Here is an 18,003-nt window from a genome sequence, read left to right as displayed (position 1 = left end):
CAGTGTGGAGGCAAGAGCCGAAGGAATCGTTAAGGGTCGAAAAGGTGTGACAAAATTTTCCACCGATAACCGGGTACGATCAAGACCCATCTTTGGGAGTGTTGACAGGCCTATGCCACTTCTCTATGGTCCGCCGACCTGTCTTCCGCCAAGCCGATAGACCGGGTACCCCGGCCCCACGCCGGGTATCTCCGCCAGTCCGCGAGTTGTCGCGCACTGGCGCTTTTGCGCTTGTGCGGGTGATGGAACCGAAGCTTTTGGGAACCGTGACCTCATGTTCGAAGGCCTGACCGGACGTCTGGGCGACATCTTCGACAAGCTGCGCCGCCGTGGCGCGCTGACCGAGGAGGATGTCTCCGCCGCCATGCGCGAAGTGCGCGTGGCGCTGCTGGAGGCCGACGTCGCCCTGCCGGTGGTCAAGCAGTTCGTCGCCCAGGTCAAGGAGCGCGCCGTCGGGCAGGAGGTCCTGCGTTCGATCTCCCCCGGCCAGCAGGTCATCAAGATCGTCCACGACAACCTCGTGGAGATGCTGGGCGAAGGCGTCGAGATCAACCTGAACGCCGCCGCCCCGGTGCCGATCCTGATGGTCGGCCTCCAGGGCTCGGGCAAGACCACCAGCACCGCCAAGATCGCGCTCCGCCTGAAGACCAAGGAGCGCAAGAAGGTCCTGATGGCCTCGCTGGACGTCCGTCGTCCGGCCGCGCAGGAGCAGTTGAAGGTGCTGGGCGAGCAGGTCGGCGTCGCGACGCTGCCCATCGTCCCCGGCCAGGACCCCATCGCCATCGCCAAGCGCGCCTTGGAGACGGGCCGGCTGGAAGGCTACGACGTCGTCATGCTCGACACCGCCGGCCGGCTGTCGATCGACGAGGAGCTGATGGCCGAGGTCGCGGCGGTCCGCGACGCGACCAAGCCGGCGGAGACGCTGCTGGTCGCCGACGCGATGACCGGCCAGGACGCGGTGACGGTCGCCACCAACTTCAACGACAAGGTCGGCATCACCGGCATCATGCTGACCCGCATCGACGGCGACGCGCGCGGCGGTGCGGCTTTGTCGATGCGCCAGATCACCGGCAAGCCGATCAAGCTGCTGGGCACCGGCGAGAAGATCGACGAACTGGAGCCGTTCCACCCCGACCGCATCGCCGGCCGCATCCTCGGCATGGGCGACGTCGTGTCGCTGGTCGAGAAGGCCGTCGAGACGATCGACAAGGAGGACGCCGAGAAGCTCGCCCGCAAGATGGAGAAGGGCGGCTTCGATCTGGACGACATGGCGATGCAGATGAAGCAGCTCCGCAAGATGGGCGGCATGTCCGGCCTGATGGGGATGCTGCCCGGCATCGGCAAGATCAAGGACCAGATGAAGGACGCCAACATCGACGACGGGATGATCAAGCGCCAGGAGGCGATCATCTCCTCGATGACCAAGGCGGAGCGCAAGACCCCCGACATCATCAAGGCCTCGCGCCGCAAGCGCATCGCCGCCGGCTCCGGCACCTCGGTGCAGGAGGTCAACAAGCTGCTCAAGCAGTTCGAGACCATGCGCGGGATGATGAAGCAGGTGCAGAAGCTGGGCAAGAAGGGCCTGATGCGCCAAGGGCTGCAAGGCCTTCTGCCGAAGAATTTCCGGTCGCCGTTCTAGGCGTACCGGATGTAGTGACCGCGCGTTTCGCGCGCTTGGTGTTCAACGTTTCTAACAGAAAGTGTTTCGACCCATGGCTCTCAAGATTCGTCTGGCTCGCGGTGGCGCGAAGAAGCGTCCGTTCTACGCGATCGTCGTCGCCGACGCCCGCAGCCCGCGCGACGGCCGCTTCATCGAGAAGATCGGCACCTACAACCCGATGCTCCCGCGTGACCACGAGCAGCGCATCGTGCTCGACGCCGAGCGCGCCAAGCATTGGCTGTCGGTCGGCGGCCAGCCCACCGATCGCGTCGCCCTGTTCTTCGCCAACGCCGGCCTGATCGAGAAGCGCGCCTTCAGCGAGACGCCCAAGCAGTCGGCCCCGAAGGCGAAGGCCCAGGAGCGTCTGAAGGCCGAGGCCGCCGCCCGCGCCGCCGCCGAAGCCTAAAGACTGACCGCCGGACGCACCGACCATGTCTGCCAAGGTTCCTGTCGGCAAGGTTTGCGTCGGCCAGTTCGCGGGATCGCACGGCGTGCGGGGGCTGGTGAAGCTGAAGAGCTTCACCGGCGATCCCGCCGCCGTGGCGTCCTACGGCCCGCTCGTCGATGAGACGGGCGGCCGGTCGTTCCGGGTGACGCTCCAGGGCAAGGCCAAGGAACTCTTCCTGGCCAAGGTCGAGGGCGTGACCAGCCGCGAACAGGCCCAGGCCCTGGCCGGGGTCCTGCTCCACGTCGACCGCTCGGCTCTGCCGGACACGGGGGACGAGGACGAGTTCTACCACGCCGACCTCGTCGGTCTGCGCGCGGAACTCGCCGACGGAAGCCTCTACGGGACGGTCAAGGCGATCCACGATTTCGGGGGCGGCGACGTCCTGGAGATCCGGATCGCTTCGGGCGCCCTGGAGATGCTGCCCTTCTCCAAGGCCTGCGTGCCGGTGGTGGACGTCCGCAACGGGCGACTCGTCGTCGATCTGCCCGCCGTCATCGAGGCCCGCGAGGGTCAGGATGAGGGTGACTCGGACGAGGACGGGAAAGAGGCCGGGGAGGGCGGGCCGTGAATCACGGCGCCGCCGGACCTTGCGCCTGGACCGTGAAGGTTCTGACGCTGTTCCCGGAGATGTTTCCGGGTCCGCTCGGCCAGAGTCTGGCCGGGAAAGCGTTGGAAAATGGGGTGTGGGCGCTGGAATCGGTGGACATTCGCTCGTTCGCGCGCGATAAACACCGCTCCGTCGACGACACCCCTTTCGGCGGAGGGGCCGGCATGGTCATGCGGCCCGACGTGCTGGACGCGGCCTTGGCCGCGACGGCCGGGCCTGTGGGGGCGCCGGGACGCGGGCGTGCGATCTACTTGTCGCCGCGCGGACGGGTGCTGAACCAGGAACTGGTCAAGGAGTTGGCGGCCACCCCGGTGGTCACGCTGCTCTGCGGCCGGTACGAAGGGGTGGACGAGCGGGTTCTCGACGCGCATGGCCTCGAAGAGGTCAGCCTCGGGGACTTCGTGCTGTCTGGCGGGGAACCCGCCGCTCTGTGCCTGATCGATGCCGTGGTGCGTTTGCTCCCCGGCGTCATGGGCAACACGGAGACGGCGGGGGAAGAGAGTTTCGAGCGGGGGTTGCTGGAATACCCCCACTACACCCGGCCGGCGGTCTGGACCGACGGGCAGGGTGTGGAGCGTGGCGTGCCGGAGGTTCTGCTGTCCGGGCATCACGAAAAGGTACGGGCTTGGCGGCTCGCCGAGGCGGAGAGGATCACGGAGGCCCGACGGCCGGACCTGTGGTCGCTCTACGAGGCGGCTCGCCGGGCCAGGAACGCGAGCGATACGAACAAGGGTCGACGGCAGGTTCGCCGGCGTGATCCAAAACCGGAGTGACGGTCCGCCGCGAGGCGCACCGAATGAAAAGGGATAGTGCTATGAACCTGTTGCAGCAGATCGAGCAGGAGCAGATCGAGAAGGCTCTCGGCAGCAAGACCATTCCCGCTTTCTCGTCGGGCGACACCGTCCGCGTGAACGTGAAGGTCGTCGAGGGCACGCGCGAGCGCGTCCAGGCCTACGAGGGCGTCGTGATCGCCCGCAAGAACGCCGGTGTGAACTCCTCCTTCACCGTGCGCAAGATCAGCTACGGCGAAGGCGTGGAGCGTGTGTTCCCGCTCTACTCGCCGCGCATCGACTCGATCGAACTGGTCCGCAAGGGCGCCGTTCGCCGCGCCAAGCTGTACTACCTGCGCGACCTGCGCGGCAAGGCGGCGCGCATCACCGAGCGCACCACCGGCCACGGCATCACGCCGCGCGTCAGCAAGAAGTCCGCTGCGGCCGAGTAAGGCCCGAGCGTTTCTCGCAGGTTCATAGACGTGGGTGTCCGGCCTCGGCCGGGCGCCTTCGTTGCACCGACATCATCCATCTCGTTTTGAGGAGTAGGCGCCATGAAGCGCACGTTCCAGCCCAGCAACATCGTGCGTAAGCATCGCCATGGTTTCCGCGCCCGCATGGCGACCGTTGGCGGCCGCAAGGTCATCGCCCGCCGCCGCGCCCGCGGCCGCAAGGTCCTGAGCGCCTAAGACCGCGATGACGGCGCCGGACCGCGCGGTCGGGCGCCTGATGCGCCGGCCGGAGTTTCTGGCCGTGGCCGGGACACGGCGAAAGCATGTGGCGCCCGGCCTGATTCTCCAGGTGCGTCGGCACGACGACCGGCAACGCCCTGCCGATGGCAAGGTGGTGATCCGTCTTGGCCTGACGGCGAGCCGCAAGGTCGGCAATGCGGTGGTGCGCAATCGCGCCCGCCGCCGCTTGCGCGAGGCGGCCCGCCAGATTCTTCCGCATTTCGCTTTGCCGGGGCATGATTTCGTGCTCGTGGCGCGCGGCGGCACGGCCGAACGGCCGTGGCTCGACCTGCTCGGCGACCTGACCGCCGGCTTGAAGCGGTTCGGCCTGTGGCGGGAGCCGCCGTCTTCGCTTCCCGATGCGCCCCCCGTCCAGGCGGGGGAGGGCTGAGCCGAGAGGAGGCCTGACCGTGCCCCGCCTCAGCCCGCTCGCCCACTCGCTCCGCGCGCTGGTCTATCTCTACCGCTGGACGCTCTCGCCCTTCATCGGCATGCATTGCCGGTTCCAGCCGACCTGCTCCCGCTACGCCATCGAAGCGCTCGAAACGCACGGCGCGCTCCGTGGCGGCTGGTTGGCCCTGCGCCGTCTGGCGCGCTGCCATCCCTGGGGCGGGGAGGGCTGGGATCCGGTTCCGGGTGCAGCACGCCCCGGTCCGGCGGACACCGCTCATCATCATGACGGGGGCTGTTGCGGGCAGGCGACTGTTGCCGCGCGTCGCGAAAACCCGTAACTAGTCCGCGCAAACGCCGCCTATCGTTTTTCAAAGGCCCCACGGCAACCGGGACGCCATGACCGACCAACGCAACCTCATCATCGCGATTGCCCTGTCGATCGCCATCCTTCTCGGCTTCCAGTATTTCTACGAGAAGCCTCGGGTGGAGCAGCAGAAGCAACTCGCCGCCCAGCAGGCCGCGCAGACGGAGCAGACCGTCGCGCCGCTTCCCGGCGTGCCCGGCACTCCGGGTGCCCAGGTGCCCGGCGCCGCCGCCGAGGTCGCCAAGGACCGCGCCACGCTGGTGGCCGAGCAGGTTGCTGCCGGGTCGCGGGTGAAGATCGACACGCCGTCGCTGCACGGTTCGGTCAACCTCGTGGGCGGGCGCATCGACGACCTGACGCTGGCGACCTACCGCGAGACCCCGGACCCCAAGAGCCCGGAGATCGTGCTGCTGGCCCCGGCCGGCACGCCGCAGGCCTACTACGCCGAGTTCGGCTGGGTGCCGGAAGACCGCGCGGTCGCCACGCCCAACGACAAGACCGCCTGGACCGCCGACGCCACCACCCTGACCCCCGCCAAGCCGCTGACCCTGACCTGGGACAACGGTCAGGGGCTGGTGTTCGAGCGGCAGGTCGCGGTCGATTCCGACTTCATGTTCACGGTGACGCAGACGGTGCGCAACACGGGGGCGGCGCCGGTGCGCCTGCTGCCCTACAGCCTCGTCTCGCGCAGCGGCACGCCGCACACGTCCGGCTATTACATCCTGCACGAAGGCCCGCTCGGTGTCTTCGACGGCAAGCTGTCGGAGGAATCCTACGACAGCCTGCGCAAGGCCGGCACCATCGCCAAGGAGACCACCGGCGGCTGGATCGGCATCACCGACAAGTACTGGCTGGTCTCGCTGGTCCCCGACCAGAAGGAGAAGGTCACCGCCCGCTACGTTCACACCAGCACGGGCAACACCGAACGCTACCAGACCGACGTCATGGGCGCCGCCGTGGAGGTCGCGCCGGGCGCGTCCATCCAGCAGACCGGCCGCCTGTTCGCCGGCGCCAAGCAGGTCAAGCTGCTCGACGGCTACGCCGACTCGCTGGGCATCAAGAACTTCGACCTCGCGATCGACTTCGGCTGGTTCTACTTCCTGACCAAGCCGTTCTTCTACGCGTTGGACTTCTTCGCGCGCGTGATCGGCAACTTCGGCATCGCCATCCTGATGCTGACCATCTGCGTCAAGGCCGTCTTCTTCCCGCTCGCCAACAAGTCCTACAAGGCGATGAGCAAGATGAAGGCGCTCCAGCCCAAGATGCAGGAGCTGCGCGAGAAGTTCGGTGACGATCAGGCACGGATGAACCAGGAACTGATGGCCATGTACAAGCGCGAGAAGGTCTCGCCTGTGTCGGGCTGTCTGCCGATCATCATCCAGATCCCGGTGTTCTTCTCGCTCTACAAGGTGCTGTTCGTGACCATCGAGATGCGGCACGCGCCGTTCTTCGGCTGGATCCACGATCTGTCCTCGCCCGATCCGACGACCATCTTCAACCTGTTCGGCCTGATCCCCTGGGATCCGCCCGCCATGCTGCACCTCGGCCTGTGGCCGCTGATCATGGGCGTGACCATGTGGCTGCAGCAGAAGATGAACCCGGCCCCGCCGGACCCGGTGCAGCAGAAGGTCTTCCAGTTCCTGCCCATCGTCTTCACCTTCATGCTCGCCGGCTTCCCGGCCGGTCTGGTGATCTACTGGGCCTGGAACAACCTGCTGTCGGTGTTGCAGCAGTGGACGATCATGAAGCGCATGGGCGTGAAGGTCTGATCCAGCGCGTTTTCGGATGACAGGACCGCCGGCCGACGTTCCCCTTGTGCGGACGTTCGCCGGCGGTATCTTTTTTTACAGCGTTCGCACGAGAAGGGCCGCCCGATGACCACCCCGAACAAACCCAGCCTCGTCTCCGGCTTCGACGAGGCCGCGCTGGAAACCGGGCGGCTGCTGTTCGCCAAGGAATGCGATTTCGTCTGGGGCGCCGACAAGCTGGAGCAGCTTCCCGAGGCCGACCTGCCGGAGGTCGCCTTCGCCGGCCGCTCCAACGTCGGCAAGTCGAGCCTCGTCAACGCGCTGACCGGGCGGAAGACCCTGGCCCGCACCTCCAACACGCCGGGGCGCACGCAGCAGCTCAACTTCTTCAACCTGGGCAACCGGCTGAAGCTGGTCGATATGCCGGGCTACGGCTACGCCAAGGAGTCGAAGGAGAAGGTCGCGGCCTGGAACGACATGGTGAAGCGCTTCCTGCGCGGCCGTGTCACGCTGCGCCGCGCGCTGGTCCTGATCGACTCGCGCCACGGGCTGAAACCCAACGACGAGGAGATCATGGAGATGCTCGACCGCACCGCCGTGCCCTACGTCGTCGTGCTGACCAAGATGGACAAGGTCAAATCGAACGAGCTGGACTCGATCCGCCGCGCCACCGAGGCGGCCTTGAAGAAGCACCCGGCCGCCTTCCCCGACATCCATGTCACCAGCTCCGAGAAGAACGTCGGCATCGCCGAACTCCGGGCCAGCTTGGCTCAACTCGCGGCGGAGTAGGCCGGCATGACCGTCGCGCTGACGCCCGCCCTGCTGTTCCTGCTGCAAGCCCTGGTGCTGATCGCCGGGCCGTTCCTGCTGTGGCGGCTGGCCGGGGCGCGGCACATCGCGCCGATGGTGGTGATCCAGATCCTGTTCGGCATCGCGCTCGGCCCCTCGCTGCTGGGGCGGGCGGCGCCGGAGCTGTGGAGCACGCTGTTCGCGCCTTCCGCCCTGGCGCCGCTGTCCGGGCTGTCGCTGCTGGCGGTGCTGTTCTTCGCCTTCCTGACCGGGCTGCACCTCGACCCCGCCGAGTTCCGGGGACGCGGCAAGGCCTTCGCCACCGTCTCCATCTCCAGCATGGCGGTGCCGACCATCCTCGGCACGGCGCTCGGCTGGTGGCTGGCGGGGACCTTCCCCGGCATGGCCGGGCCGCGCGCCACGCCCGGCGTCTTCGCCGCCGGCTTCGGCATCTGCGTCGGCGTCACCGCGCTGCCGGTGCTGGGCGCCATCCTGCGCGAGATGGGGTTGCTGGGCGACCGGATCGGCCGGATGGCGCTGGGCTACGCCGCCGTCAACGACGCGCTGCTCTGGCTGTTCATCACCGGGGTGCTGGCTTGGGCCACCGCCGATGGCGGCTGGGCGATGCTGTGGGTGGCGCTGTTGGGCCTCGCCTACGTCGCGGTGACGGTGCTGATGGTGCGGCCGCTGCTGGAGCGGCTGTTCGACCGCGTGGCGCCGACCGGCGAAATTGGCGACACGGCGGTGGTCGTCACCTGCGCCGCGTTGCTCACTTCGGCGACGGTCACGGAGCTGATCGGGCTGCACTACATCCTGGGCGCCTTCGTCGCCGGCACCGCCATGCCGCGCCGCTTCGCCGCCGCCATCCTGGAGCGGCTGGAGCATTTCGCCACGCTGATCCTGCTGCCCTTCTTCTTCACCCTGACCGGGCTGAAGGTGACGCTCGACCTGTCCGACCCGGCGCAATGGGCGGTGTTCGGCTTGGCGAGCGCCGTCACTTTGGTGGGCAAGATGGCGGGAACCGCGATCCCGGCGCGGCTGACCGGGGAAAGCTGGTCCGACGCGCTGCGGCTCGGCGCGCTGATGCCCTGCAAGGGGCTGATGGAGGTTATCGTCCTGACCATTTTGCTGGAGGCCGGGGTGCTGTCGCCCGCCTGCTTCTCCGCAATGGTGCTGATGGCGGTGGCGGTCACGGCGCTGACCCAGCCTTCCGTCCGTCTTATGGAACGGCTGGCCCCGCGCCGCGAAGGCGCCGGTCAGATGGGCTTGCGCATGTTCTGAACGGTCAGCGGGTCCTGCTGGCCGCGCGGTTTGTCGGAGGGGGCGGCCCGCTGGTTCGCCTCCGTCACCTCCTTGCGGTCGGGGGAGTCGAGCAGCCGTTCCGCGTCGCGCGCGTTGTCGTGCGGGTTGCTCTTCAGCGCTTCGATGAAGGGGCTTTTGGGCAAGGGCATCTTGCGGTCGTCCATGGGGTGCTCCCGGTGGGTGTGGCGCGGGTCGCCCCCTCCAACCGTCCGTCCGTCCGCTTGGTTCCTTGACGCGGCTCCGTCATAAAAACCCCACTAGGCAACGGCGTCCGCTTTCCGTTAAAGAAGCGCCACAGTCCATCCCGACGAAGGGCATCCCCCGTGCAGAATCCGACCCGTGACGAGTGGCTCGCCAAGGCCCGCACCCTGTCCGAAGCGCTGCCCTACATGCGCCGCTACGCCGGAAGCACCTTCGTCATCAAGTACGGCGGCCACGCGATGGGCGACGCCAGCTTGGCCAAGCTGTTCGCCCAGGACATCGTGCTGATGAAGCAAGTCGGCATCAACCCGGTGGTCGTCCATGGCGGCGGCCCGCAGATCGGCCAGATGCTCGACCGCCTGAAGATCAAGTCGAGCTTCATCGACGGCCTGCGCGTCACCGACAAGGAGACGGTCGAGGTGGTCGAGATGGTGCTGGCCGGCTCGATCAACAAGCAGATCGTCGCCGCCATCAACAGCGCCGGCGGCCGCGCGGTCGGCCTGTCGGGCAAGGACAGCAACCTGATCACCGCCCGCCGGCTGGAGCGCGTGCAGCGCGACCCCGACAGCAACATCGAAAGCGTGCTGGATCTGGGCTTCGTCGGCGAGCCGCACAAGGTGAACCCGGAGATCCTCCACGCGCTGGGCAAGTCGGACATCATCCCGGTGATCGCGCCGGTCGGCTTCGACGAGAAGGGCGACACCTACAACATCAACGCCGACACGGCGGCGGGCGCCGTCGCGGCGGCGGTGAAGGCGACACGCTTCTTCCTGCTGACCGACGTCGCGGGCGTGCTGGACAAGAACAAGGTCCTCATCGAGAAGATGTCGTTGGAGACCGCGCAGGCGGCCATCGCCGACGGCACCGCGTCGGGCGGCATGATCCCGAAGATCGAGACCTGCATCGGGGCCGTCGAGCAGGGCGTCGACGCGGCGGTGATTCTCGACGGCCGGGTGCCGCACGCGCTGCTGCTGGAGATCTTCACCGAGGGCGGTGCAGGGACCCTGATCGGGCGCGCCTGACGCCCCATATGGTGGGGACGTTTTTCCACCGGGAAGAGGGGGACGTCCCGCCATGTCCGATCCGCGCAAGGAACTGCTCCGCCAGATCCGGGCCATCCGCGAGAAGATGGATCCCAAGCTGGTGGAGCGCGCCAAGCTGGCCGTGTTCGGCAAGGTTCCCTACGACAGCGACAGCGCCAAGGAGGCGGTGAGCCACTTCCTCGACGCCCGGCAGGACGGCGGCGCCTTCCGCCGCAAGCTGGAGCAGGCGCTGAAGGAGGAGGGCGCGGCGCTCGACCTGGAGGCGCCGAAGGCGGAGCCTGAAGCACCGGTTCCGGCGAAGCCCAAACGAGGCGGGCGGTTGACGTAATTCGGTGGGAAGCCGCTTTCCTCCTCCCTGACTCTCCTCCGCCTCTGGCGGGAGAGGGGACTGCCGCCGAACGCCGACAAGAATTCCACCCCCTTTCCCGCGAAGCGGGGGAGGGATGGGGAGGGGGCCAACGACCCGATCACTCCAGGAGCCGCCCATGCTGCACGTCTTCATCAACGACGGCGGTTTCCTGCGCTGGGCGAAGGAGGCCGACACCGCCTCCGACCCGGTGCCGCCCCGAACGGTCTGGCTCGACCTGCTGAACCCGACCACGGACGAACTCGCCCGCGCCGAGGCGATGATCGGCGCGCCTCTCCCCACCCGCGAGCAGATGGCGGAGATCGAGGAGTCGAGCCGTCTGCGCGTGGTGAACGGCGTCCTGTCGATGACCGTGACGGCGCTGGTCTGGGCGGACACCGACGAGCCGCGCATCGCGACGGTCAGCTTCGTCCTGGCCGGGCGGCGGCTGGTCACCATCCACCACATCGACCCGCAGGCCTTCCTGGCGCTGCGCCGCCGCGCCACCCACGGCGATCTGCCCTATCCCAAGGGCGAGGCGGTGCTGGCGGCCCTGGTCGAGGGCATGGTGGACCGTACCGCCGCCGTGCTGCGCCGCACCGGGATCGAGTTGGACGCCATCAACCGCCGCAACTTCCGGGGCCGCACGCTGCGCTCGCGCGGCGAGACGCTGGACGACAGCCAGACGCTCAAACGCATCGGCCACGCCGGTCATCTGATCGGCAAGGCCCGCGTCAGCTTGGCGAGCCTCAACCGCATGCTGGATTTCTTCGCCCGCAACGAAGGCTGGAGCGCCGGCAAATCGACCCGGCGCTGGGCGCGCACGGCGTTGCAGGACGTGACCGGGCTGGACGAGTACGCCGGTTTCCAGGCCGGCAAGGTGGCGCTGCTGCTCGACAGCGCGCTGGGGCGGATCAACGTCGAGCAGAACGAGATCGTCAAGATCGTCTCGATCATCACCGTGCTGCTGTTCCCGCCGACCCTGGTGGCGAGCATCTGCGGCATGAACTTCACCGCCATGCCGGGGTCGGACGAGCCGCACGGCTACCCGTCAAGTCTGCTGCTGATGCTGCTGTCGGCGCTGCTGCCGATGATCTTCGTACGGTTGCGGCGCTGGCTGTAATCTCCAGGCTATAGGGCGTCAGCGCGCCCGCGCGGTCAGCACGATCCCGCCGCCAATCAGCGCGACGCTCAGCAGCACGCCAAGGTTCAGCGGCTCGTGGTAGAAGACCGCGCTCAGCAGCAGGGCCGTGACCGGCACGAGGCAGACGATCTGCCCGGCTTGGCTGGCCGGCATCACCGACAGCGCCTTGCCCCACCACCAATAGCCGAGCCCGGTGGCGATCAGGCAGTTGTAGGCGATGATGGTCGTCAGCGACCAGGACCAGTGGATGGGGTGGCCCGATTCGGTGAGTAGAGCCAGGGGCACCAGGGCGACCGCGCTGGCCGTGATCTGCCACAGGGTCTGCGTCCAGAAGGGCGTCCGCCACACCCGGCGGCGGTACAGCGTGGCGCCCAAGGCCCAACTCGCCGCGCAGCCCAGCAGGAAGCCGTTCCCGATCAGCGCGTTGGTGTCGTTCCAGTTCACCAGCGTCGGATTGAAGAAGACGACCACCCCGGCAAAGGCCAGCAGCGCCGCCGTCGCCTTCCGCCGTGTGATGCGCTCGCCCAGCAGCAGGAAGCCCAGCGGCAGGGCCCACATCTGCATGGTGTAGGCCAGCACCGAGGCCCGGCCCGGCGTGACGAACTGGAGGCCGATGTTGCTCAGCCCCATCATCGCGGCGACCTGGAGCAACCCGACCACCGCCAGCATCAGGCGCTCGCCACGATGCGGCAGGAGGGGAAAGCGCAGGATCGGCGACAGGGCCGCCACGCTGACCACGGTGCCGACCAGACGCACGGCGCAGAAGGCCAGCGGCCCGATGTCGACCAGCGCCAGCTTCATCAGCGGCCAGTTGGCGCCCCAGACCAGGACGATGCCGGCCAACTGCGCGTACACCGTGGGGTTCGGCCCCGTCCGGGAGGCGTTGCGCCGTTTGCCGTCCACCGTTTCGTCCGCCATGACCGCCCGCTCTGTCGTGATTGCGCCGCATGCTAATTCCGCCTGCTGACAATCCGTTGCGCTTTCCTTTGACGGCAGCCGTGCGTTCGCGCATCATCCCGCGCATTCCAGGGGGGTCCCGACAGGGGGCTGAGATACCAACAGCCGGCAGCATGATTGTGCATCCGGCAGCGTGGTGACCCTTCGAACCTGATCCGGGTCATACCGGCGAAGGGAGGGAACACGCGACCGGACCGCCCGAGGTCACCCCCGCCGGCCATTCGCCGGCCGGACTTCTTGGGCCGACTCCGTCCTCCGCGATCCATCGCCTCCGTCTTGTCCCGGGTTTGTCCGCCGCCCAACGCCAAGACGGAGAAACCCCGTGCCCAAAGACTTCGACACCCAAGACTTCGACCAGACCGCCGTCCGCCTTTCCACCGGTCCCTTGCCCGCCTCGCGCAAGCGGCATGCGGCGGGAGCCCGCTTCCCCGACCTCCGCGTCGCCATGCGCGAGATTTGCCTGGGCGGGGGCGAGCCGCCGCTGACCGTCTACGACGCCTCCGGCCCCTACACGGACGAGGCGGTCCGCATCGACGTGCGCGACGGGTTGGCCAAGCTGCGCCGCGACTGGATTCTCGCCCGCAAGGACGTGGACACGGCCGAGGGAGGCGCTCTGCGCGGCAAGCCCGGCGTCGCGGTGACCCAGATGGCCTACGCGCGGGCCGGCCTCGTCACGCCGGAGATGGAGTACATCGCCATCCGCGAAAACCTCGGCCGCACCGCCGCGTTGGAGACCCCGCGCGACGGCGAGGATTTCGGCGCCTCGATCCCCGATCTGGTGACGCCGGAGTTCGTGCGCGACGAGGTGGCGCGCGGCCGGGCGATCATCCCGTCCAACATCAACCACCCCGAATCCGAGCCGATGATCATCGGCCGTAATTTCTTGACCAAGATCAACGCCAACATCGGCAACTCGGCCGTGACCTCCTCCATCGAGGAGGAGGTGGAAAAGATGGTCTGGGCGATCCGCTGGGGCGCCGACACGGTGATGGATCTGTCCACCGGCGCCGACATCCACCGGACCCGCGAATGGATCCTGCGCAACGCCCCGGTCCCCATCGGCACCGTGCCGATCTATCAGGCCTTGGAGAAGGTCAATGGCAAGGCCGAGGCCCTGACCTGGGAGCTGTTCCGCGACACGCTGATCGAGCAGGCGGAGCAGGGGGTGGACTACTTCACCATCCACGCCGGTCTGCGCCTCGCCCACATCCCGCTGACGGCCAAGCGGGTGACGGGAATCGTCTCGCGCGGCGGGTCGATCATCGCCAAATGGTGCCTGTCGCACCACCGCGAGAACTTCCTCTACGATCGCTTCGCCGACATCGTCGAGATCTGCCGGACCTACGACGTGGCGCTGTCGATGGGCGATGGCTTGCGGCCGGGCAGCCAGGCCGACGCCAACGACGCCGCCCAGTTCGCCGAGTTGGAGACTTTGGGCGAACTGACCAAGATCGCCTGGGCGCGCGACGTGCAGGTGATGATCGAGGGGCCGGGCCATGTCCCGCTGCACAAGATCAAGCACAACGTGGAAAAGCAGCTCACCCTGTGCGGCGAGGCGCCCTTCTACACGCTGGGGCCGTTGGTGACCGACATCGCGCCGGGCTACGACCACATCACCAGCGCCATCGGCGCCGCGATGATCGGCTGGTTCGGCACGGCGATGCTCTGCTACGTCACGCCGAAGGAGCATCTGGGCCTGCCCGACCGCGACGACGTGAAGGCGGGGGTGATCGCCTACAAGATCGCCGCCCACGCCGCCGATCTGGCGAAGGGCCACCCGGCGGCGCGGCTGCGCGACGACGCCATGTCGCGGGCGCGCTTCTCGTTCCGCTGGCGCGACCAGTTCGCGCTGGCGCTCGACCCCGACACGGCGGAGTCCTTCCACGACGAGACCCTGCCGGCGGAAGGGGCGAAGACCGCGCATTTCTGTTCGATGTGCGGACCGAAATTCTGCTCGATGAAGATCACGCAGGAGATCCGCGACGCCGCCGCGTCGGGCATGGCCGAGATGTCGGAGAGGTTCCGGTCGTCGGGTGGGGAGATCTACCAGCCCATGGCGTGAGGAACCGGTCTTTCGTGCGGTATGGGACGAAAATGGAAGGATTTTGACACGGATGAACACGGATGCCGGCGGTGCCGGCCCACGGATGAACACGGAAACAAGCAGATCTTCGATCCGTGTTCATCCGTGGATATCCGTGTTCATCCGTGTCTCAAGGCGATCCTCCTCTGAGTTCGTTGCCCTGTTCCCGCATTCCCCCCTTTCCAGCCGGACCGGCGCGCGCCATCCTTACCTCCACGACTGTCGAATTCGCGGAAAGGACCGCCTGTCTTGCTCGCCACCCTGCTCGCCGTCGAGGCACCGGACACCGTCGCCCTCACCCCCGTCACCAAGGCCGGGCTGCCGGACTGGCTAGCCGCCCAGCCGGCCGCCGTCGCCGCCTGGGTCAAGGCCGTGGGCTTCGCCGGAGACGCCGGCTCCACCGCCTTCCTGCCGGGGGCTGACGGCGTGGTATCCCGCGTGCTGGTGGGGGTCTCGGCGCCCGACGACCTGTGGGCTTTCGCCGGTCTGCCCTCGGCGCTGCCGGCCGGTTCCTACCGCATCGAGGCCGACCTCGACCGGCGGGCGGCGACCCGCGTCGCGTTGGGCTGGGCGCTCGGCAGCTACCGATTCGGGCGCTACAAGAAGGTCGATCCGGCCAAGCCGGAGAAGGGCTTCGCCGGTCTGGTCTGGCCTGCCGAGGCCGACCGGGGCGAGGTGGAGCGCGCCGCCACCGCGACCTTCCTGGTCCGTGACCTCGTCAACACCCCCGCCTGCGACCTGGGGCCGGCCGAGTTGGCCGATGCGGCCAAGGCTCTCGCCGACGAGTTCCAGGCCGGCTTCGACGTGATCGTCGGCGACGACCTGCTCGACCGCGACTATCCGGCGGTCCATGCGGTCGGCCGCGCCAGCCCGCGCGCGCCGCGCCTGATCGACCTGCGCTGGGGCAACCCGGTCCACCCAAAGGTCACCATCGTCGGCAAGGGCGTCTGCTTCGACAGCGGCGGGCTGGACCTGAAGCCGTCCTCGGGCATGCTGATGATGAAGAAGGACATGGGCGGCGCCGCGCACGCGCTGGCGCTCGGCCGCATGGTGATGATGGCGGGGCTGCCGGTGCGGCTGCGCGTGCTGGTCCCGGCGGTGGAGAACGTCGTCTCGGGCGATTCCTTCAAGCCGATGGACGTGCTGAAGACCCGCAAGGGCCTGACCGTCGAGGTCGGCAACACCGACGCCGAGGGCCGGCTGATCCTGTGCGACGCGTTGGCCGAGGCCGATTCGGAGAAGCCCGACCTGCTGATCGACTTCGCCACCCTGACCGGCGCCGCCCGCGTCGCGCTGGGGCCGGAACTGCCGGCGCTGCTGTGCAACGACGATGCGCTGGCCGCCGATCTCCAGGCGGCGGGGACCGAGGTCGACGACCCGATGTGGCGGCTGCCGCTCTGGGCCTCCTACCGCAAGGGACTGGACAGCAAGGTCGCCGACATCAACAACGTCACCACCCACGGTTTCGCCGGCGCCATCACCGCCGGGCTGTTCCTCCAGGAGTTCGTCGGCAAGACCACGCCTTGGGCGCATCTCGACACCTACGCCTGGAACGGCGCCGCCCGGCCCGGCCGGCCGGAGGGCGGCGAGGCGCTGGGCCTGCGCGCGGCCTACGCAGTGATCGCCAAGCGCTTCGGCTAAAACGATTTGGTCATCCCTTCGGCAGTTCGGGCGGTTTTGGTTAAAATTGTCTCTTCTTTGGCCCGCCGAAGGGATGGCACGTCGATTCGGAACGTATTACAACATAAGGGTAGATGGCGGGGCGGCCGGCCGGAACGGCGCGGCGGATTGGTGGAGGCGGAGAGATGGCGCTCAAGGTTCGTGAGGACTACCGGACCCTGACCGGCCCGGAGAAGGCCGCCATCCTGATGCTGGCGCTGGGCGAGGAGCACTCCACCAAGCTGTTCTCGATGATGGACGACGAGGAGATCAAGGAGCTGTCCCAGGTGATGGCCAACCTGGGCACCGTGTCGGCCAACATCATCGAGCGCCTGTTCGTCGAGTTCGCGGAGCAGATGTCGGCGACCGGGTCGCTGGTCGGATCCTTCGATTCGACCGAGCGGCTGCTGATGAAGACCTTGCCCAAGGACAAGGTCGACCAGATCATGGAGGAAATCCGTGGTCCCGCCGGCCGGACGATGTGGGACAAGCTGGCCAACGTCAACGAGTCGGTCCTGTCCAACTACCTGAAGAACGAATACCCGCAGACCGTCGCGGTGGTGCTGTCGAAGATCCGTCCGGAACACGCCGGCCGCGTGCTGACCCAGCTTCCGGAAAGCTTCGCAATGGAGGTCATCATGCGCATGCTGCGCATGGAGGCCGTGCAGAAGGAGGTCCTGGACGATGTGGAGCGCACGCTGCGCACCGAGTTCATGACCAACCTCGCCCGCACCAGCCGCCGCGACAGCCACGAGATGCTGGCGGAAATCTTCAACGGCCTGGACCGCACCACCGAGCACCGCTTCATGGCGGCCCTGGAGGAGCGCAACCGCGACAGCGCCGAGCGCATCAAGTCGTTGATGTTCACCTTCGAGGATCTGTCGAAGATGGACCCGAGCGGTGTGCAGACCATGCTGCGTACCGTCGACAAGCAGAAGCTCGGCACCGCCCTGAAGGGCGCGTCGGAGACGCTGAAGGACCTGTTCTTCTCCAACATGTCGGAACGCGCGGCGAAGATCCTGCGCGAGGACATGGCGGCGATGGGGCCGGTGCGTGTCCGCGAGGTGGACGAGTCGCAGATGTACATGGTGCAACTCGCCAAGGATCTGGCGGCGCGCGGCGAAATCGTCCTGGCGGAAGGCAGCGGCGAGAACGAACTGATCTATTGATCGGGGCGGTGGCTTTGGGGCCAGCACCGTGAGCGCGGACAACCTCTTGAGCAAGGTCGACGACCATCTCGACGCCATCGCGCTGTGTCTCGACAACGATCTCAGAACGCCGGCTTTGGTGCTGATCTACACGGGCATCGACATCATGGCCGCCCTTTCCCGGCCGGCGTTGGTGAAGAAGACCGGCAAGCGTCAGTTCATCAAATGGGCGGAGCACCATATGGGTTGCCAGGAACGCATCGGCGTTTCCGGTCTCGACCTCTACGCCGCGCGCTGCGGGATCGTGCACACCGCAACCGCGGAGTCGTCGCTGAGCGACGATGGCAATGCCCGGCGGATCTTCTACAGCTGGGGGCATCGGGATAAGCCCGAGCCGACGGCAGGCGCCGAAATTTCGGGCCGGACCGACGTGGTCGTGAGGATCGAGGACTTGGCCGACGCGCTCTGCGCCAGCGTCGCTCTCTTCCGGAGAGAGGTTCGGGACGATCCGGTCCTGGCCTCGCTTGTGAGGCGCCGGTCCGGAAAGCTCTTCATGGTGCGCGCCGCCGCTCCCTGAGTCGCCCCGTCGCCTCGCCGCTGTTCACGCCTC

The 18,003-nt window shown here is 67.7% G+C and carries 20 protein-coding genes and 1 riboswitch; of the genes, 18 read left to right on the top strand and 2 right to left on the bottom strand.

What is annotated here, in order from left to right; translation table 11 throughout:
• Nucleotides 1-274 precede the first annotated feature (274 nt).
• The 11 genes from ffh (at nucleotide 275) to EJ913_RS04405 (ending at nucleotide 8,791) form a co-directional block, all read left to right on the top strand.
• Entirely contained in the window at nucleotides 275-1,639 is a 1,365-nt protein-coding gene (ffh, locus tag EJ913_RS04455) for a signal recognition particle protein (RefSeq protein WP_126995171.1), read from the top strand.
• Nucleotides 1,640-1,712: 73 nt separating this feature from the next.
• Nucleotides 1,713-2,066 carry a 30S ribosomal protein S16 gene (gene rpsP, locus EJ913_RS04450; protein WP_126995169.1) on the top strand — a complete coding sequence of 118 codons (354 nt, stop codon included), beginning with the start codon at nucleotides 1,713-1,715 and terminating at the stop codon, nucleotides 2,064-2,066.
• Between the two features lie 25 nt (nucleotides 2,067-2,091).
• Nucleotides 2,092-2,676 carry a ribosome maturation factor RimM gene (gene rimM / locus EJ913_RS04445; RefSeq protein ID WP_126995167.1) on the top strand — a complete coding sequence of 195 codons (585 nt, stop codon included), beginning with the start codon at nucleotides 2,092-2,094 and terminating at the stop codon, nucleotides 2,674-2,676.
• Complete coding sequence (trmD, locus tag EJ913_RS04440; protein ID WP_126995165.1) at nucleotides 2,673-3,488, top strand: tRNA (guanosine(37)-N1)-methyltransferase TrmD; 816 nt, start codon at nucleotides 2,673-2,675, stop codon at nucleotides 3,486-3,488. Before rimM ends, trmD begins: the two co-directional genes overlap by 4 nt.
• A 41-nt stretch (nucleotides 3,489-3,529) precedes the next feature.
• Nucleotides 3,530-3,937, top strand: coding sequence for a 50S ribosomal protein L19 (gene rplS / locus EJ913_RS04435; protein WP_126995163.1), 408 nt, complete (start codon nucleotides 3,530-3,532; stop codon nucleotides 3,935-3,937).
• Between the two features lie 102 nt (nucleotides 3,938-4,039).
• Nucleotides 4,040-4,174 (top strand): 50S ribosomal protein L34, encoded by a 135-nt coding sequence (gene rpmH / locus EJ913_RS04430; RefSeq protein ID WP_085555993.1) that lies wholly within the window; start codon nucleotides 4,040-4,042, stop codon nucleotides 4,172-4,174.
• A 7-nt stretch (nucleotides 4,175-4,181) separates the two neighbouring features.
• Nucleotides 4,182-4,607: a ribonuclease P protein component gene (gene rnpA, locus EJ913_RS04425; protein ID WP_126995161.1), complete on the top strand. Its 426-nt coding sequence runs from the start codon at nucleotides 4,182-4,184 to the stop codon at nucleotides 4,605-4,607.
• Between the two features lie 19 nt (nucleotides 4,608-4,626).
• Nucleotides 4,627-4,947, top strand: coding sequence for a membrane protein insertion efficiency factor YidD (yidD, locus tag EJ913_RS04420; protein ID WP_244939237.1), 321 nt, complete (start codon nucleotides 4,627-4,629; stop codon nucleotides 4,945-4,947).
• Between the two features lie 58 nt (nucleotides 4,948-5,005).
• A complete protein-coding gene (yidC, locus tag EJ913_RS04415) occupies nucleotides 5,006-6,742 on the top strand; it encodes a membrane protein insertase YidC (RefSeq protein WP_126995157.1) in 1,737 nt (578 codons plus the stop codon).
• Nucleotides 6,743-6,847: 105 nt separating this feature from the next.
• Nucleotides 6,848-7,510 (top strand): ribosome biogenesis GTP-binding protein YihA/YsxC, encoded by a 663-nt coding sequence (yihA, locus tag EJ913_RS04410; RefSeq protein WP_126995155.1) that lies wholly within the window; start codon nucleotides 6,848-6,850, stop codon nucleotides 7,508-7,510.
• Nucleotides 7,511-7,516: 6 nt separating this feature from the next.
• The gene (locus EJ913_RS04405) at nucleotides 7,517-8,791 is read left to right on the top strand and encodes a cation:proton antiporter domain-containing protein (RefSeq protein ID WP_126995153.1); all 1,275 of its coding nucleotides are present in this window, start codon (nucleotides 7,517-7,519) and stop codon (nucleotides 8,789-8,791) included.
• On the opposite strand, the gene EJ913_RS04400 is transcribed toward EJ913_RS04405, so the two are convergent.
• On the bottom strand, nucleotides 8,767-8,976 hold the full coding sequence (locus EJ913_RS04400; RefSeq protein ID WP_126995151.1) for a hypothetical protein: 210 nt from the start codon (nucleotides 8,974-8,976) through the stop codon (nucleotides 8,767-8,769). The genes EJ913_RS04405 and EJ913_RS04400 overlap by 25 nt on opposite strands.
• Nucleotides 8,977-9,135: 159 nt before the next feature.
• On the opposite strand from EJ913_RS04400, the gene argB reads away from it, so the two are divergent.
• The 3 genes from argB (at nucleotide 9,136) to EJ913_RS04385 (ending at nucleotide 11,525) form a co-directional block, all read left to right on the top strand.
• The gene (argB, locus tag EJ913_RS04395) at nucleotides 9,136-10,035 is read left to right on the top strand and encodes an acetylglutamate kinase (protein WP_126995149.1); all 900 of its coding nucleotides are present in this window, start codon (nucleotides 9,136-9,138) and stop codon (nucleotides 10,033-10,035) included.
• A 52-nt stretch (nucleotides 10,036-10,087) separates the two neighbouring features.
• Entirely contained in the window at nucleotides 10,088-10,384 is a 297-nt protein-coding gene (locus tag EJ913_RS04390; protein WP_126995147.1) for a hypothetical protein, read from the top strand.
• 157 nt (nucleotides 10,385-10,541) lie between these two features.
• Nucleotides 10,542-11,525 carry a magnesium transporter CorA family protein gene (locus tag EJ913_RS04385; protein ID WP_126995145.1) on the top strand — a complete coding sequence of 328 codons (984 nt, stop codon included), beginning with the start codon at nucleotides 10,542-10,544 and terminating at the stop codon, nucleotides 11,523-11,525.
• Nucleotides 11,526-11,543: 18 nt separating this feature from the next.
• Here EJ913_RS04385 and EJ913_RS04380 read toward each other — a convergent pair whose 3' ends face one another.
• The gene (locus tag EJ913_RS04380; protein WP_126995143.1) at nucleotides 11,544-12,464 is read right to left on the bottom strand and encodes a DMT family transporter; all 921 of its coding nucleotides are present in this window, start codon (nucleotides 12,462-12,464) and stop codon (nucleotides 11,544-11,546) included.
• A gap of 99 nt (nucleotides 12,465-12,563) precedes the next feature.
• Nucleotides 12,564-12,697: riboswitch (TPP riboswitch) on the top strand.
• Nucleotides 12,698-12,825: 128 nt separating this feature from the next.
• On the opposite strand from EJ913_RS04380, the gene thiC reads away from it, so the two are divergent.
• The 4 genes from thiC (at nucleotide 12,826) to EJ913_RS04360 (ending at nucleotide 17,970) form a co-directional block, all read left to right on the top strand.
• Nucleotides 12,826-14,565 carry a phosphomethylpyrimidine synthase ThiC gene (thiC, locus tag EJ913_RS04375; protein ID WP_280531372.1) on the top strand — a complete coding sequence of 580 codons (1,740 nt, stop codon included), beginning with the start codon at nucleotides 12,826-12,828 and terminating at the stop codon, nucleotides 14,563-14,565.
• Between the two features lie 270 nt (nucleotides 14,566-14,835).
• Nucleotides 14,836-16,227, top strand: coding sequence for a leucyl aminopeptidase family protein (locus EJ913_RS04370; RefSeq protein WP_126995141.1), 1,392 nt, complete (start codon nucleotides 14,836-14,838; stop codon nucleotides 16,225-16,227).
• 164 nt (nucleotides 16,228-16,391) lie between these two features.
• A complete protein-coding gene (fliG, locus tag EJ913_RS04365; RefSeq protein ID WP_126995139.1) occupies nucleotides 16,392-17,414 on the top strand; it encodes a flagellar motor switch protein FliG in 1,023 nt (340 codons plus the stop codon).
• Between the two features lie 46 nt (nucleotides 17,415-17,460).
• A complete protein-coding gene (locus EJ913_RS04360) occupies nucleotides 17,461-17,970 on the top strand; it encodes a hypothetical protein (RefSeq protein ID WP_126995137.1) in 510 nt (169 codons plus the stop codon).
• Nucleotides 17,971-18,003: the final 33 nt, after the last annotated feature.

This window comes from Azospirillum doebereinerae (assembly GCF_003989665.1).
GTDB lineage: Bacteria > Pseudomonadota > Alphaproteobacteria > Azospirillales > Azospirillaceae > Azospirillum > Azospirillum doebereinerae.
The sequence above is the reverse complement of the archived record's forward strand: the minus strand, read 5'-3'. Positions and strand labels throughout refer to the sequence as shown.

Excerpts from the sequence above, each read along its gene's own strand:
- ffh (WP_126995171.1), top strand. The coding sequence starts at position 275 with ATGTTCGAAGGCCTGACCGGACGTCTGGGCGACATCTTCGACAAGCTG.
- rpsP (WP_126995169.1), top strand. The coding sequence starts at position 1,713 with ATGGCTCTCAAGATTCGTCTGGCTCGCGGTGGCGCGAAGAAGCGTCCG.
- rimM (WP_126995167.1), top strand. The coding sequence starts at position 2,092 with ATGTCTGCCAAGGTTCCTGTCGGCAAGGTTTGCGTCGGCCAGTTCGCG.
- rplS (WP_126995163.1), top strand. The coding sequence starts at position 3,530 with ATGAACCTGTTGCAGCAGATCGAGCAGGAGCAGATCGAGAAGGCTCTC.
- rpmH (WP_085555993.1), top strand. The coding sequence starts at position 4,040 with ATGAAGCGCACGTTCCAGCCCAGCAACATCGTGCGTAAGCATCGCCAT.
- rnpA (WP_126995161.1), top strand. The coding sequence starts at position 4,182 with ATGACGGCGCCGGACCGCGCGGTCGGGCGCCTGATGCGCCGGCCGGAG.
- yidC (WP_126995157.1), top strand. The coding sequence starts at position 5,006 with ATGACCGACCAACGCAACCTCATCATCGCGATTGCCCTGTCGATCGCC.
- yihA (WP_126995155.1), top strand. The coding sequence starts at position 6,848 with ATGACCACCCCGAACAAACCCAGCCTCGTCTCCGGCTTCGACGAGGCC.
- EJ913_RS04405 (WP_126995153.1), top strand. The coding sequence starts at position 7,517 with ATGACCGTCGCGCTGACGCCCGCCCTGCTGTTCCTGCTGCAAGCCCTG.
- EJ913_RS04400 (WP_126995151.1), bottom strand. The coding sequence starts at position 8,976 with ATGGACGACCGCAAGATGCCCTTGCCCAAAAGCCCCTTCATCGAAGCG.
- EJ913_RS04390 (WP_126995147.1), top strand. The coding sequence starts at position 10,088 with ATGTCCGATCCGCGCAAGGAACTGCTCCGCCAGATCCGGGCCATCCGC.
- EJ913_RS04385 (WP_126995145.1), top strand. The coding sequence starts at position 10,542 with ATGCTGCACGTCTTCATCAACGACGGCGGTTTCCTGCGCTGGGCGAAG.
- EJ913_RS04380 (WP_126995143.1), bottom strand. The coding sequence starts at position 12,464 with ATGGCGGACGAAACGGTGGACGGCAAACGGCGCAACGCCTCCCGGACG.
- fliG (WP_126995139.1), top strand. The coding sequence starts at position 16,392 with ATGGCGCTCAAGGTTCGTGAGGACTACCGGACCCTGACCGGCCCGGAG.